This is a genomic window from Salmonella sp. SJTUF14076 (assembly GCF_015534835.1).
In the GTDB taxonomy this organism is placed as follows: Bacteria; Pseudomonadota; Gammaproteobacteria; order Enterobacterales; family Enterobacteriaceae; genus Salmonella; species Salmonella enterica.
In genome coordinates this window covers 1,010,920-1,024,365 of sequence record NZ_CP064674.1, presented here as the reverse complement: position 1 = coordinate 1,024,365, position 13,446 = coordinate 1,010,920, and the positions used below count along the sequence as shown (strand labels likewise).

General features: G+C 55.5%; 17 protein-coding genes. 5 read left to right on the top strand and 12 right to left on the bottom strand.

Annotation, left to right across the window (positions count from 1 at the left end; all coding sequences use genetic code 11):
* Positions 1–17: 17 nt before the first annotated feature.
* From HU143_RS05005 to ltnD, 4 genes are read right to left on the bottom strand one after another with little or no spacing between them, the layout of a single operon-like run.
* Positions 18–794: an HPr family phosphocarrier protein gene (locus tag HU143_RS05005; protein ID WP_001136899.1), complete on the bottom strand. Its 777-nt coding sequence runs from the start codon at positions 792–794 to the stop codon at positions 18–20.
* A 4-nt stretch (positions 795–798) separates the two neighbouring features.
* Complete coding sequence (locus HU143_RS05000; protein ID WP_000153636.1) at positions 799–1,437, bottom strand: aldolase; 639 nt, start codon at positions 1,435–1,437, stop codon at positions 799–801.
* Positions 1,434–2,696 (bottom strand): 3-oxo-tetronate kinase, encoded by a 1,263-nt coding sequence (gene otnK, locus HU143_RS04995; RefSeq protein WP_023227569.1) that lies wholly within the window; start codon positions 2,694–2,696, stop codon positions 1,434–1,436. Before otnK ends, HU143_RS05000 begins: the two co-directional genes overlap by 4 nt.
* On the bottom strand, positions 2,690–3,613 hold the full coding sequence (ltnD, locus tag HU143_RS04990) for an L-threonate dehydrogenase (RefSeq protein WP_023227570.1): 924 nt from the start codon (positions 3,611–3,613) through the stop codon (positions 2,690–2,692). The genes otnK and ltnD overlap by 7 nt, the downstream gene beginning before the upstream one ends.
* A gap of 196 nt (positions 3,614–3,809) precedes the next feature.
* Between ltnD and ygbI the strand changes: the two genes are divergently transcribed.
* A complete protein-coding gene (gene ygbI, locus HU143_RS04985; protein WP_000613178.1) occupies positions 3,810–4,574 on the top strand; it encodes a DNA-binding transcriptional repressor YgbI in 765 nt (254 codons plus the stop codon).
* An 18-nt stretch (positions 4,575–4,592) separates the two neighbouring features.
* Here ygbI and HU143_RS04980 read toward each other — a convergent pair whose 3' ends face one another.
* The gene (locus HU143_RS04980; protein WP_000423338.1) at positions 4,593–4,997 is read right to left on the bottom strand and encodes a MarR family winged helix-turn-helix transcriptional regulator; all 405 of its coding nucleotides are present in this window, start codon (positions 4,995–4,997) and stop codon (positions 4,593–4,595) included.
* Positions 4,998–5,167: 170 nt separating this feature from the next.
* On the opposite strand from HU143_RS04980, the gene HU143_RS04975 reads away from it, so the two are divergent.
* Genes HU143_RS04975 through HU143_RS04965 form a run of 3 tightly spaced genes read left to right on the top strand, consistent with a single transcriptional unit; the run spans position 5,168 to position 7,435 of the window.
* On the top strand, positions 5,168–5,761 hold the full coding sequence (locus HU143_RS04975; RefSeq protein ID WP_001237181.1) for a non-oxidative hydroxyarylic acid decarboxylases subunit B: 594 nt from the start codon (positions 5,168–5,170) through the stop codon (positions 5,759–5,761).
* Complete coding sequence (locus HU143_RS04970; protein WP_000863168.1) at positions 5,761–7,188, top strand: non-oxidative hydroxyarylic acid decarboxylases subunit C; 1,428 nt, start codon at positions 5,761–5,763, stop codon at positions 7,186–7,188. The genes HU143_RS04975 and HU143_RS04970 overlap by 1 nt, the downstream gene beginning before the upstream one ends.
* 10 nt (positions 7,189–7,198) lie before the next feature.
* The gene (locus tag HU143_RS04965; protein ID WP_000562964.1) at positions 7,199–7,435 is read left to right on the top strand and encodes a non-oxidative hydroxyarylic acid decarboxylases subunit D; all 237 of its coding nucleotides are present in this window, start codon (positions 7,199–7,201) and stop codon (positions 7,433–7,435) included.
* 44 nt (positions 7,436–7,479) lie between these two features.
* Here the strand turns inward: HU143_RS04965 and rpoS are convergent, their stop codons facing one another.
* Positions 7,480–8,472, bottom strand: a complete 993-nt coding sequence (rpoS, locus tag HU143_RS04960; protein ID WP_000081498.1) for an RNA polymerase sigma factor RpoS — start codon at positions 8,470–8,472, stop codon at positions 7,480–7,482.
* Positions 8,473–8,534: 62 nt separating this feature from the next.
* Positions 8,535–9,617, bottom strand: coding sequence for a murein hydrolase activator NlpD (gene nlpD, locus HU143_RS04955; RefSeq protein ID WP_223149274.1), 1,083 nt, complete (start codon positions 9,615–9,617; stop codon positions 8,535–8,537).
* Here nlpD and HU143_RS24425 point away from each other — a divergent pair.
* Entirely contained in the window at positions 9,517–9,732 is a 216-nt protein-coding gene (locus tag HU143_RS24425) for a peptidase (protein WP_371061741.1), read from the top strand. The genes nlpD and HU143_RS24425 overlap by 101 nt on opposite strands.
* A 110-nt stretch (positions 9,733–9,842) precedes the next feature.
* Here the strand turns inward: HU143_RS24425 and HU143_RS04950 are convergent, their stop codons facing one another.
* Genes HU143_RS04950 through ispD form a run of 5 tightly spaced genes read right to left on the bottom strand, consistent with a single transcriptional unit; the run spans position 9,843 to position 13,440 of the window.
* Positions 9,843–10,469 carry a protein-L-isoaspartate(D-aspartate) O-methyltransferase gene (locus HU143_RS04950; protein WP_000253545.1) on the bottom strand — a complete coding sequence of 209 codons (627 nt, stop codon included), beginning with the start codon at positions 10,467–10,469 and terminating at the stop codon, positions 9,843–9,845.
* Complete coding sequence (gene surE, locus HU143_RS04945) at positions 10,463–11,224, bottom strand: 5'/3'-nucleotidase SurE (protein ID WP_001221538.1); 762 nt, start codon at positions 11,222–11,224, stop codon at positions 10,463–10,465. The genes HU143_RS04950 and surE overlap by 7 nt, the downstream gene beginning before the upstream one ends.
* Entirely contained in the window at positions 11,205–12,254 is a 1,050-nt protein-coding gene (gene truD / locus HU143_RS04940; RefSeq protein WP_000134246.1) for a tRNA pseudouridine(13) synthase TruD, read from the bottom strand. Before truD ends, surE begins: the two co-directional genes overlap by 20 nt.
* On the bottom strand, positions 12,251–12,730 hold the full coding sequence (ispF, locus tag HU143_RS04935; RefSeq protein ID WP_001219244.1) for a 2-C-methyl-D-erythritol 2,4-cyclodiphosphate synthase: 480 nt from the start codon (positions 12,728–12,730) through the stop codon (positions 12,251–12,253). Before ispF ends, truD begins: the two co-directional genes overlap by 4 nt.
* Positions 12,730–13,440 (bottom strand): 2-C-methyl-D-erythritol 4-phosphate cytidylyltransferase, encoded by a 711-nt coding sequence (gene ispD / locus HU143_RS04930; protein WP_000741649.1) that lies wholly within the window; start codon positions 13,438–13,440, stop codon positions 12,730–12,732. The genes ispF and ispD overlap by 1 nt, the downstream gene beginning before the upstream one ends.
* Positions 13,441–13,446: the final 6 nt, after the last annotated feature.

The following is a 13,446-nucleotide window of genomic DNA, read 5'->3' as shown; positions in this document are numbered from 1 at the left end:
TGTAGGGTAGTTCAGGGTTAGCGCCAGGCGTTAAACCAGCCAAGCCCGTCCTGAGTGGTATTCCGTGGTTGGTATTCGCAGCCTATCCAGCCGCGATAACCTACGTCATCGAACAGCCGGAACAGCCACGGGTAGTTGATCTCGCCATCATCCGGTTCATGTCTGTCCGGTAGCGAGGCGATTTGTACATGGGCATAGCGGCCCGCGTACTCGCGAATCAGGTGACTCAAATTGCCATCCACTTTTTGCGCGTGGAAAGTGTCGAGCTGGATGAACACATTCGGGCGGTCAACCTCTTCTGCGATGCCCAGCGCCTGATATTGGCTGGAAAAGAGGTAGCCGGGTTTAACGCCGGGACTCAGCGCTTCGATCAAAATACGTTTATCGTGGGCGGCAAACCGGTCGGCGGCATAACGCAAATTATCGATAAACGTGGCGCGATAACGTGCGCCATCAGCGCCATCCGGCACTACGCCCGCCATGATGTGAACCTGCTCGCATTCCAGCGCCAAAGCGTATTCCAGAGCCAGATCGATATCGGCGCGCGCGTCGTGTTCGCGCCCCGGTAGCGCGGCACGTCCCCACTCGCCCGCCGCGGTATCGCCCGCCGAAGTATTAAACAGCGCCAGCGTCAGATCATGACGCGATAGCTGGGCTTTAATCTCGCTGGCGGCAAAGCCGTAGGGGAACAGAAACTCAACGGCCTGAAAACCGGCTTCGGCAGCGGCGGCAAAACGCTCGATAAACGGCACTTCGGTAAACATCATCGACAAATTGGCGGCAAAACGCGGCATCGGGTTATCTCCTTAACTGCGCAATTTCTTCGGTGGTTAAATAACGAATCGGGCGTTCGCCAAGGATAAAAATCAGCTTTGCCGTCTCTTCCAGCTCCTCGGTATTATTAGCGGCTTCCTGCAAATTCTCCCCGCACACGACCGGCCCATGATTAGCCAGTAAAAAGGCCTGATGCCGGGCCGCCAGCGCAGCCAAATCGCGAGCAATTCGGTCATCCCCCGGGCGATAGTAGGGAACCAGCGGAATGTCTCCCATCCGCATCACCACATAGGGGGTAAACGGGCGAATCACATTTTGCGGGTCCAGCCCTTCGAGACAGGAAAGCGCCGTTGACCAGGTGCTGTGCAGATGTACCACGGCCTTGCAGCAAGGGTTATTGCGATACAACGCCAGATGAAAACGCACCTCTTTAGACGGTTTATCGCCGCTGAGCCATTCGCCCTGCGGGTCCACTTTGGATAGCCGCTGCGGGTCGAGATTACCCAGACACGAACCGGTGGGCGTCGCCAGAATATTGCCGTCCGGCAGTAACAGCGAGAGGTTGCCTGCCGAGCCGGTGGCATAGCCGCGCTGGAAAAACGAGGCGGCTATCCTGACCATCTCTTCTCGCAAAGCGTGCTCTTCTTTTGCCAGTATCGTCATACCTGAAACTCCCTTTGAGCGCGGATGAAAAAGGATTCATCGCCAAAATTGCCTGACTTTAGCGCCAGCGAGACTGGCGCATGGAGCGCGTTGACCCACGGCACGCCGGGTGAAATGCACGGTCCGATGTGAAAACCGGTAATACCGAGGCTTTGCGTCACCACGCCCGAGGTTTCGCCGCCCGCCACAATAAACCGGGTGATACCGCCTTCCGCTAAGCGAGCAGCCAGCAGGGAAAAGAGCGCCTCTACCGCATGGCTGGCTTCGGTAGCGCCATATTGCTGCTGGATGGCGGCCAGCGCCTGCGTGGAGGCGGTGGCGCTAATCATTGGCGCCAGTTCGCTGTCCTGACTGAGCACCCACTGCGCCAGCGCTTCGGCGTAGACCTCGCGCGCCTCGGATGACAGGCAGCGCGCCACGTCAACGTCGTGTGTGGGAGCATGTTGTCGATAGAAAGCCACCTGCTGATTCGTCATTTGCGAACAGGAACCGGAAAGCACCACCGCGCGACCGCTCAGCGGATAGCCTGCGGAACGGGCCTGAGAAACGCCGTGCTTCGCCCACTGACGCGCCAGCCCCATTGCCAGCCCGGAACCGCCGGTCACCAGCGGGGCATCACGCAAAACCTCGCCCTGGATTTCCAGGTGCCGCTCATTGAGCGCGTCAAGTACCGCGTAGCGATATCCTTCCTGCTGTAAACGCGACAGCGCCGCACGGGTCGCGGCAACGCCTTCATCAAGCGTCTGAGCCGGAATAACGCCGCAGCGTCCTTGCGCCTGCGCTTCCATCAGACGCGGCAGGTAGCTGTCGGTCATCGGATTGATAGGGTGGTGGCGCATACCGGACTCCGCCAGCAAGTGGTTCATGACAAACAGATAGCCCTGATAAACCGTGCGTCCGTTAACCGGCAGCGCGGGAGAAATCACGGTAAATGAGGTATCCAGCGCCACCATCAGCGCATCGGTGACCGGGCCGATATTGCCTTCGGCGGTACTATCGAAAGTCGAGCAATATTTGAAATAGACTTGCTGGCAGCCCTGTTTTTTCAGCCATACCAGCGCCGCCAGCGATTGTTTTATCGCCTCTTGCGCCGGGCATGAGCGGGTTTTCAGGCTGATAACCACCGCGTCGCACCCTTCCGGTTGCGTCCCGGTTGGGACATCATTGATCTGCACTGTCGGCATCCCGTTTTCGACCAGAAAACTGGCGATGTCAGTCGCGCCGGTAAAATCGTCGGCAATGACGCCAATTTTTAACATGACGACTCCTCAGGCGTAACGCCAGGCAGAGTAATCCCTGAGAAAATTTTGATCACAGCGCTGTCATCCTCTTTGCCATAACCGGCGTTACTGGCGCTGGTGAACATATTTAACGCCGTAGAGGCCAGCGGTAAGGGGAAGCGCAGCGCTTTCGCCGTATCGGCAACCAGCCCCAAATCTTTGACAAAAATGTCGACGGCCGAACGCGGGGTATAGTCGCCGTCAACGACATGCTGCATACGGTTTTCGAACATCCAGGAGTTTCCGGCGGCATGGGTCACGACGTCATACATCACGTCCAGAGGAATACCGGCCCGCGCGGCCAGCGCCATCGCTTCGGCCGCCGCCGCAATATGCACTCCAGCCAGCAGTTGATGAATGATTTTGACGGTTGAGGCTGCGCCCGGCGTATCGCTGATGCGATAAACGTTGCTGGCAACGGCGTCCAGCACAGGCTTCAGGCGGGTAAACGCCGCCTCGCTCCCGGAGGCCATCACCGTCATTTCGCCCTGCGCCGCTTTTACCGCGCCGCCGGAAACCGGCGCATCCAGCATGTTAAGATTCAATGCCGTCAACGCCGCGGCGATCTCTTGCGCGTCGGCGCTTGAGATCGTGGACGAAACCATCACCGCGCTTCCGGGTTTCATCAGATGGGCGACGCCATCCTCACCGAATAACACCTGTCTGACCTGGGCGGCATTGACGACCAGAATGACTAACGCATCCACGACGCCGGCGAACTCCCTGGCGCTGGCGGCAGCCCCACAAGCTCCTTCAGCGAGAAGATTCGCGCACGATTGCGGGTTAAGATCGGCCCCCCATGTGGAAAGCCCGGCGCGCAGGCATGAACGCGCAGCGCCCATTCCCATTGAGCCAAGCCCCACAATGCCGACATGAAAATCAGTTCCTGTTGTCATTATCACCCCATGTTAATTTACGTGATATTATGTTTTGTTATGTGAATATAGGCGTTTTTGTAAACAATTGCGGTGAGTTGTTTCACAAAAAATAACAAAATATGTTATTTTTTGTGAAGGCAATCCTCATAGAACTTCACACGCTGTGACGAGAAATCGCGTAAAATCGCGACAGGACTAAAGAAAGGAGCAGACGTTGATACCTACTGAGCGTCGACAAATCATTCTTGATATGGTGGCGGAGAAAGGCATCGTCAGTATCGCTGAACTGACCGAGCGCATGCATGTATCCCACATGACTATCCGCCGTGATTTACAAAAACTGGAGCAGCAAGGCGCGGTAATCCAGGTCTCTGGCGGCGTGCAATCATCGACTCGCGTGGCGCACGAACCCTCGCATCAGATCAAAACCGAACTGGCGACGCCGCAGAAAGCGGCGATTGGCAAACTGGCCGCCAGCCTGGTACAGCCAGAAAGCTGTATCTACCTTGATGCAGGTACGACCACGCTGGCGATCGCCAGGCAGCTGGTTACGATGAATAAACTTACGGTGGTGACGAATGATTTCGTTATCGCCGATTACCTGATGGACAATAGCGATTGCACAATTATTCACACTGGCGGGGCGGTATGCCGGGAAAACCGGTCGTGCGTCGGTGAAGCCGCGGCGACGCTTTTGCGCGGGCTGATGATTGACCAGGCCTTTATTTCCGCCTCGTCCTGGAGCGTGCGCGGTATTTCAACGCCGGCAGAAGATAAAGTCACGGTGAAACGGGCCGTCGCCAGCGCCAGCCGCCAAAAAATTCTGGTGTGCGACGCGACCAAATACGGCCAGGTCGCGACGTGGCTGGCGTTACCGCTGGCGGAATTCAACCAAATCGTCACCGATGACGGCCTGCCGGAAAGCGCAATTCGGGCGCTGGCCAAAGTGGATATCTCACTGCTGATGGCCAAAAAATAGCAAAGCGGCGCAAGCCGCTTACGTCATCATCTTGCGTACCAGTTGCGTAAACTGTTCGCGTTCTTCAGCGCTCAGTCGCCCCAAAAACTCATCGTCAACGCGATCCCCCAGTGGTATCGCGGCGGCGAGCAACGTTTGGCCCTGAACGGTGAGATAGACAAAACGCCGACGTTTATCCAGCGGATCGTTTTCTCGCTTTACCAGCCCACGATTTTCCATCCGGCTTAACATCTCCGCCAGCGTCGCTTTAGTGCTGACCGCCGCTTCGGTCAGATCGACCTGTTCAATACCCGGATGTTCAGCAATAACGCGCATCACCGCATATTGAGGTTTGGTGAGCTCCGGTAGTTCATGCTGCCAGCGTGCGGTATGTTGCTGAAAAAGTTGGCGTAACAGATGAAACGCGGTGTTTCGTAACTCCATGAGCGCTCCGGATAAATTAACTTTTTCTATCATAACGACTTATGCACGGTTTTTTAATGACGAATGCTTTAGCTAAACGTGCGCAGGCGTCGGGAGCGATCTTGTCGCAAAGGCCGTGTGGGCGTATTTTGATCAAAATGTTCGTATACGAACGATATTTGAGGTAAGAAATGAGATTGATTGTGGGGATGACCGGTGCGACCGGCGCGCCGCTTGGCGTCGAGCTACTCCAGGCATTGCGGGCGATACCTGATGTTGAAACGCATCTGGTAATGTCAAAGTGGGCCAAAACCACTATTGAACTGGAGACGCCCTACACGCCCGCTGAGGTAGCCGCCCTGGCAGATTATTGTCATAGCCCGGCCGATCAGGCGGCGACCATTTCCTCCGGCTCATTTCGTACCGACGGCATGATTATTATCCCCTGCAGTATGAAAACACTGGCGGGGGTTCGCGCCGGCTATGCCGAGGGGCTGGTAGGACGCGCTGCCGATGTCGTGTTGAAAGAGGGTCGCAAGCTGGTGCTTGTGCCGCGGGAAATGCCGCTCAGCACGATTCATCTGGAAAACATGCTTGCGCTTTCTCGTATGGGGGTGGCGATAGTGCCGCCCATGCCCGCGTTCTACAACCTGCCGCAAACCGTTGACGATATTATCCAGCACATCGTAGCGCGCGTTCTCGACCAGTTTGGTCTGGAGCATACGCGCACGCGCCGCTGGCAAGGACTGCGACAGGCAGCAAATTTTTCACAGGAGAATGGATAATGGCATTTGATGATTTGCGCAGTTTTTTACATGCGCTGGATCAGCAGGGACAACTGCTGAAAATCAGCGAGGAAGTGAATGCGGAGCCGGATCTCGCCGCCGCTGCCAACGCAACGGGACGCATCGGCGATGGCGCGCCCGCGCTGTGGTTTGACAATATTCGTGGTTTTACCGACGCCCGCGTGGCGATGAATACCATCGGTTCCTGGCAGAACCATGCCATCTCACTGGGTTTGCCGCCTAACACGCCGGTTAAAAAACAGATCGATGAATTTATTCGCCGCTGGGACAATTTTCCGGTAGCGCCGGAACGACGGGCGAATCCGGGCTGGGCGGAAAATACCGTCGACGGCGACGCGATCAACCTGTTTGATATCCTGCCGCTGTTTCGTCTGAACGACGGCGACGGTGGATTCTATCTGGATAAAGCCTGTGTGGTATCACGCGATCCGCTCGATCCCGATAACTTCGGCAAGCAGAATGTCGGCATCTACCGTATGGAAGTTAAAGGCAAGCGTAAGCTGGGTCTGCAACCAGTGCCGATGCATGATATCGCATTGCACCTGCACAAAGCTGAAGAGCGCGGGGAAGATCTGCCGATTGCGATCACGTTGGGTAACGATCCGATCATTACCCTGATGGGCGCAACGCCGCTGAAATACGATCAGTCGGAGTATGAAATGGCAGGCGCGCTGCGTGAAAGCCCCTATCCTATCGCCACCGCGCCGCTGACCGGTTTTGATGTACCGTGGGGATCTGAAGTCATTCTTGAAGGGGTCATCGAAAGCCGTAAACGTGAAATTGAAGGACCGTTCGGCGAATTTACCGGCCACTATTCCGGTGGTCGCAACATGACCGTGGTGCGTATCGATAAGGTCTCTTACCGCAGCAAACCCATTTTTGAATCGCTCTATTTAGGTATGCCGTGGACAGAAATCGACTACCTGATGGGGCCGGCGACCTGCGTGCCACTGTATCAACAGCTGAAAGCCGAATTTCCGGAAGTGCAGGCGGTAAACGCCATGTACACCCACGGCCTGCTGGCCATCATCTCAACCAAAAAACGCTACGGCGGCTTTGCCCGCGCGGTGGGCCTGCGAGCGATGACGACGCCGCACGGTCTGGGATATGTGAAGATGGTGATCATGGTCGATGAAGATGTCGATCCATTCAATCTGCCACAGGTGATGTGGGCGTTATCGTCGAAAGTGAATCCGGCAGGCGATCTGGTACAGCTACCGAATATGTCCGTCCTGGAACTGGACCCGGGCTCAAGCCCGGCGGGGATTACCGACAAGCTGATCATTGACGCCACCACGCCGGTTGCGCCAGATAACCGTGGTCACTATAGCCAGCCGGTTGTTGATTTACCGGAAACTAAAGCCTGGGCTGAAAAGCTGACCGCCATGCTGGCCAACCGTAAATAAGGAGTAACCGATGATTTGTCCACGCTGTGCCGATGCACATATTGAACTCATGGCGACTTCGCCGGTAAAAGGAGTCTGGACGGTATATCAGTGTCAGCATTGTCTGTATACCTGGCGCGATACCGAACCGTTACGCCGTACCAGCCGCGAACACTATCCACAAGCGTTTCGCATGACGCAAAAAGATATTGATGACGCGCCAATGGTGCCGAGTATCCCGCCGCTGCTGGCAGAAGACAAACGGTAAAAAAAAGGCCAGTCGACAGACTGGCCTTTTTTTGACAAGGGTACTTACTCGCGGAACAGCGCTTCGATATTCAGCCCCTGCGTCTGCAGAATTTCGCGCAGACGGCGCAGGCCTTCAACCTGAATCTGACGAACACGTTCACGCGTAAGACCGATTTCACGGCCTACATCTTCCAGTGTCGCAGCTTCATATCCCAGCAGACCGAAACGGCGCGCCAGCACTTCACGCTGTTTGGCGTTCAGTTCGAACAACCATTTGACGATGCTCTGTTTCATATCGTCATCTTGCGTGGTGTCTTCCGGACCGTTCTCTTTTTCATCGGCCAGGATGTCCAGCAACGCTTTTTCGGAATCACCGCCCAGCGGGGTGTCTACCGAGGTAATGCGCTCGTTGAGACGAAGCATACGGCTGACGTCATCAACCGGTTTATCCAGTTGCTCTGCAATTTCTTCCGCACTCGGTTCGTGGTCCAGTTTATGCGACAACTCACGTGCGGTGCGCAGGTATACGTTCAGCTCTTTAACAATGTGAATCGGCAAGCGAATCGTACGGGTTTGGTTCATAATCGCCCGTTCGATTGTCTGGCGAATCCACCAGGTTGCGTATGTTGAGAAGCGGAACCCGCGTTCCGGGTCAAACTTCTCGACTGCACGGATAAGCCCCAGGTTGCCCTCTTCAATCAGGTCCAGCAACGCCAGTCCACGATTGCCATAACGGCGGGCAATTTTTACCACCAGACGCAGGTTACTCTCAATCATGCGACGGCGAGAAGCGACATCTCCACGCAGTGCGCGACGCGCAAAATAGACTTCTTCTTCGGCTGTTAACAGTGGTGAATACCCAATCTCACCAAGGTAAAGCTGAGTCGCGTCCAACACACGCTGTGTGGCCCCTTGCGATAACAGCTCTTCTTCAGCCAGGTCGTTATCACTGGGTTCCTCTTCACTCAAGGCTTTTTCGTCAAAAGCCTCTACTCCGTTCTCATCAAATTCCGCGTCTTCATTTAAATCATGAACTTTCAGCGTATTCTGACTCATAAGGTGGCTCCTACCCGTGATCCCTTGACGGAACTAGCAAGTCAAAGCCTGGTTCCGCCGCTTTATCGCTGCGGTAAATAACGCAGCGGGTTTACGGATTTCCCCTTGTAACGAATTTCAAAATGCAAGCGTGTAGAGCTGGTGCCGGTGCTACCCATAGTAGCGATTTTTTGCCCCGCCTTAACTTCCTGTTGTTCCCGGACCAGCATCGTATCATTATGGGCGTAGGCACTCAGGTAATCATCGTTATGTTTGATGATAATAAGATTACCGTAACCACGCAGTGCGTTACCGGCATATACGACGCGCCCATCAGCGGTTGCGACGATAGCCTGTCCCTTACTGCCTGCAATGTCGATCCCTTTATTGCCCCCTTCGGAAGCGCCAAAGTTTTCGATCACTTTGCCATCCGTCGGCCAGCGCCATGCGGAAATCGGCGCGCTGGTTGACGTACTGCTTGCATTTGGTTCGGTCGTGCTTACCGTTGGTGCCGTTACAGGCGCTGTGACAACCGTCCCAGCAGGCTTGTTGTTTGGCAACATTTTGTTAGCACTTTGTTCACCTGAGCCCTCAGAATACGTAATTGTTGGTTGAGACGCAACTGCAACGGTGGAATTTTGTGCAGACCTGGTCACAACTCCTTGCTGTGCTGCATCCGCCTGGGTGATCGCATTTCCGCCAGTAATTGGCGTACCGGATGCGTTACCAACTTGCAAAGTTTGCCCCACATTCAGGCTATACGGGGCAGAAATACTGTTTCTCTGGGCCAGATCGCGGAAATCGTTCCCGGTAATCCAGGCGATGTAAAAAAGCGTATCACCCTTTTTCACGGTGTAAGTACTGCCACCCGTATAGCTACCTTTCGGAATATTCCCATACTGGCGATTGTATACAATTCGCCCATTTTCCATCTGCACGGGTTGTTCCGTGACCGGTTGAGTTTGCATGGGCTGCGTTACAGGACGCTGAACGGGTTGAATTTGCGGCGCTTGTTGCGGCGTTTGTTGCGTCGTCGCGCCCATTTTTGGCGGCGGTGTGATCAACATCCCGGAATTGGTATTTGATGACGACCCACTGTCCACAGACGTGACCGGCGCCGGAGGGTTTGACGAACTGGTACAACCTGCCAGCCATAGTGAAACCAGTGATAGTGCCGCAATGCGACTAACGGTGAATTTTGGGCTTCCCGCGCTCATTTATCCCCCAGGAAAAATTTGGTTAACAACCAGTGACGTAAGAACCGTGCAACGCATTAAGTGAACACGGGAAAATGTGTTCACGATACGCTTAACCCACCGGGAATAACCAGGAAAACTCCAGGTATTCGTTTCGGCTTCATCAGGCGTAAGAGTGGGTGTTTGCAGGGCAAACTAGGCCAGCTCTCCCTTGACTAACGGGACGAAGCGAACGGCCTCCACGGTATCGATAATAAATTCGCCGCCCCGGCGACGCACGCGTTTCAAAAACTGCTGCTCATCGCCCACGGGCAGAACAAGAATGCCGCCTTCATCCAACTGTGCCATGAGCGCGGTAGGAATTTCCGGCGGCGCGGCCGTCACAATGATAGCGTCAAACGGCGCACGCGCCTGCCAGCCTTGCCAGCCATCGCCATGACGGGTAGAAACATTATGTAAATCGAGCTGCTTCAGGCGGCGACGCGCCTGCCATTGCAGCCCCTTAATCCGCTCAACGGAGCAAACGTGATGTACCAGATGCGCCAGAATCGCCGTCTGATAGCCGGAACCGGTGCCAATTTCCAGCACCCTGGATTGCGGCGTCAGTTCGAGCAGTTCCGTCATTCGCGCCACCATATAGGGCTGCGAAATCGTCTGACCCTGGCCTATCGGCAAAGCGATATTTTCCCAGGCCTTATGTTCAAACGCTTCATCAATAAATTTCTCGCGCGGCACTGCAGCAAGCGCATTAAGCACCTGCTCATCTCTGATGCCCTGCGCGCGCAATTGTTCAAGAAGAGCCTGTACACGTCCACTTACCATTGCGTGCCAACTCCCACGCTGTCTAACCAGTCTGAAACCACATCATGCGCGCTGTGCGCGGTTAAATCCACATGCAACGGCGTGACGGAGACGTAGCCTTCATCCACCGCCGCGAAATCGGTATCCGGCCCGGCATCGTATTTATCGCCCGGCGGGCCAATCCAGTACAATGTATTACCGCGCGGATCTTCCTGCGGGATTACTTTATCCGCTGGATGGCGGCTACCACAGCGAGTCACGCGGATGCCTTTAACCTGCGCTAACGGTAGATCCGGGACATTCACGTTGAGAATACGCCCGGTACGCAACGGCTCCCGGCTTAACCCTCGCAAAAGCGCGCAAGTCACGGCTGCAGCCGTATCATAATGCTGATAGCCGTTAAGGGAGACCGCTAATGCCGGAAAGCCGAGATGACGACCTTCCATCGCCGCGGCGACTGTACCGGAATAGATCACATCATCGCCCAGATTCGGACCCGCGTTAATACCGGAAACGACAATATCCGGACGCGGACGCATTAAGGCATTAACGCCCAGATAGACGCAATCGGTCGGCGTCCCCATCTGTACGGCGATATCGCCATTATCAAAGGTAAAAGTACGAAGCGAAGATTCCAGCGTGAGGGAATTAGACGCGCCGCTGCGGTTACGATCCGGGGCTACGACCTGTACATCAGCAAACTCACGCAGCGCTTTCGCCAGCGTTTGTATACCGGGCGCGTGAACCCCGTCATCGTTACTCAGCAATATGCGCATAATCACCCATTGTGTTGATCAGTTCCCTTACTACGCTGGTGGCAAAACTGCCTGCGGGCAGCCAGAAACGTAACTCGACGGTAACGTCATCCCACCAGTTCCAGCTTAATTGTTGCGGATAAAGCAGCATCGCTCTGCGCGACGCCTCTACTTTTTCGCGCAGCAACAGCGATTGCAACACCGTTTCCTGGGCAATGGCATCTTGCTCAAACGCCAGCGCCGCACGCTGTGTTCCCCACTCTCCGCTGCCCGGCAACGACGCTGTAATCATCAGCTCTTTTTCGTCTACCCGGCGCTGCAATTCAGGCAGTTCTTCAGATGTCGCGACGAACCAGCTTCCACGCCCCGCTAATTGTAGCGCATCGCCGTCAACAACTTGATTAAAGTCTGGTTTCTTCAGCCGCTGGTGAACAATTTGATTAAACAACGCGCTACGCGCCGCCGACAACCAAAAACTGCGTTTATTGCGATCGCGCACCGGCGCGTTACTTTGCGCCCAGCGCAGCGCGCCCTGCAAGTTGCTGCCGCCAATGCCGAATCGCTGTGCGCCGAAATAGTTCGGCACGCCGCCATCGCGAATCGCCTGCAATCGTGTTTCGACATCGCGGCGATCGCTTATTTCACGCAACACCAGCGTAAAGGCATTGCCTTTCAGCGCGCCTAAACGCAGCTTACGCTTGTGACGCGCGTATTCCAGCACTTTACAACCTTCCAGCTGAAAGGCGCTGAAATCGGGCATCTCTTTCCCCGGCACGCGCGCGCACAGCCACTGCTCGGTAACGGCATGTTTATCTTTTTGCCCGGCAAAGCTCACTTCGCGAGCGTGAATTTTCAGGAATTTCGCCAGCGCGTCAGCGACAAAACGGGTATTGCAACCGTTTTTCAAAATACGCAGCAGAATGTGCTCGCCTTCACCATCCGGCGTAAAGCCTAAATCTTCAACCACCACAAAATCTTCCGGATTCGCTTTCAGCAATCCGCTACCTTGTGGTTTTCCGTGCAGCCAGGTGAGATTGTCAAACTCTGTCATTTCGCCGCCTTCATCAGCAACGCGACCGCTTCGCAGGCAATACCTTCTCCGCGTCCGGTAAATCCGAGCTTTTCCGTCGTCGTCGCCTTCACGTTAACGTCATCCATATGGCAGCCGAGATCTTCGGCGATAAAGACGCGCATTTGCGGAATATGCGGCAGCATTTTCGGTGCCTGCGCAATAATGGTGACATCTACGTTGCCGAGGGTGTACCCCTTCGCCTGAATACGACGCCAGGCTTCACGCAGTAGTTCGCGGCTATCCGCTCCCTTAAATGCCGGATCGGTATCCGGGAAGAGCTTGCCGATATCGCCAAGCGCCGCCGCGCCCAGCAGCGCATCGGTCAGCGCATGTAACGCCACATCGCCATCGGAATGCGCCAATAGCCCTTTTTCATAAGGGATACGCACGCCGCCAATAATAATCGGCCCTTCTCCGCCAAACGCGTGTACGTCAAAACCGTGTCCAATTCGCATTATGCTTTCTCCTGGTGGATGGTTCGGGTCAGATAAAATTCCGCCAGCGCCAGATCTTCCGGACGGGTGACCTTGATGTTATCCGCGCGACCTTCTACCAGCGCCGGATGAAAACCACAATACTCCAGCGCTGACGCTTCGTCGGTGATGGTCGCGCCTTCATTCAGCGCACGCGTCAGACAATCGTGCAAGAGTTCGCGGGGGAAAAACTGCGGGGTGAGCGCGTGCCATAAATCGGCGCGCTCTACGGTATGGGCAATAGCGTTTTTCCCCGGTTCGCCGCGTTTCATGGTGTCGCGCACCGGACTGGCGAGGATACCGCCGACCCGGCTGTTTTCGCTGATAGCCAGCAACCGCGCAAGGTCATCCTGATGCAAACAGGGTCTTGCCGCGTCGTGCACCAGCACCCACTGCGCCTTTGCAACGGCCTGCAACCCGGCCAAAACGGAATCAGCGCGTTCGTTGCCGCCATCCACAACGGTGATTTGCGGATGATTCGCCAGCGGAAGTTGGGCAAAGCGATGATCGCCAGGGCTGATAGCAATAACAACGCGTGTCACCCGAGGATGCGCCAGCAGCGCATGAACTGAGTGCTCCAGAATGGTTTTATTACCGATTGAGAGATACTGCTTAGGACATTCTGTTTGCATTCGGCGGCCAAATCCGGCCGCCGGCACCACGGCGCAAACGTCCAATAAAGTGGCTGCCATGTTAAA

Coding starts and splice junctions, on each gene's coding strand:
- HU143_RS05005 (WP_001136899.1), bottom strand. CDS start 794: ATGCCGCGTTTTGCCGCCAATTTGTCGATGATGTTTACCGAAGTGCCG.
- HU143_RS04975 (WP_001237181.1), top strand. CDS start 5,168: ATGAGATTGATTGTGGGGATGACCGGTGCGACCGGCGCGCCGCTTGGC.
- HU143_RS05000 (WP_000153636.1), bottom strand. CDS start 1,437: ATGACGATACTGGCAAAAGAAGAGCACGCTTTGCGAGAAGAGATGGTC.
- rpoS (WP_000081498.1), bottom strand. CDS start 8,472: ATGAGTCAGAATACGCTGAAAGTTCATGATTTAAATGAAGACGCGGAA.
- truD (WP_000134246.1), bottom strand. CDS start 12,254: ATGACAGAGTTTGACAATCTCACCTGGCTGCACGGAAAACCACAAGGT.
- HU143_RS04980 (WP_000423338.1), bottom strand. CDS start 4,997: ATGGAGTTACGAAACACCGCGTTTCATCTGTTACGCCAACTTTTTCAG.
- otnK (WP_023227569.1), bottom strand. CDS start 2,696: ATGTTAAAAATTGGCGTCATTGCCGACGATTTTACCGGCGCGACTGAC.
- HU143_RS04970 (WP_000863168.1), top strand. CDS start 5,761: ATGGCATTTGATGATTTGCGCAGTTTTTTACATGCGCTGGATCAGCAG.
- ltnD (WP_023227570.1), bottom strand. CDS start 3,613: ATGACAACAGGAACTGATTTTCATGTCGGCATTGTGGGGCTTGGCTCA.
- surE (WP_001221538.1), bottom strand. CDS start 11,224: ATGCGCATATTGCTGAGTAACGATGACGGGGTTCACGCGCCCGGTATA.
- ispF (WP_001219244.1), bottom strand. CDS start 12,730: ATGCGAATTGGACACGGTTTTGACGTACACGCGTTTGGCGGAGAAGGG.
- HU143_RS04965 (WP_000562964.1), top strand. CDS start 7,199: ATGATTTGTCCACGCTGTGCCGATGCACATATTGAACTCATGGCGACT.
- HU143_RS04950 (WP_000253545.1), bottom strand. CDS start 10,469: ATGGTAAGTGGACGTGTACAGGCTCTTCTTGAACAATTGCGCGCGCAG.
- ispD (WP_000741649.1), bottom strand. CDS start 13,440: ATGGCAGCCACTTTATTGGACGTTTGCGCCGTGGTGCCGGCGGCCGGA.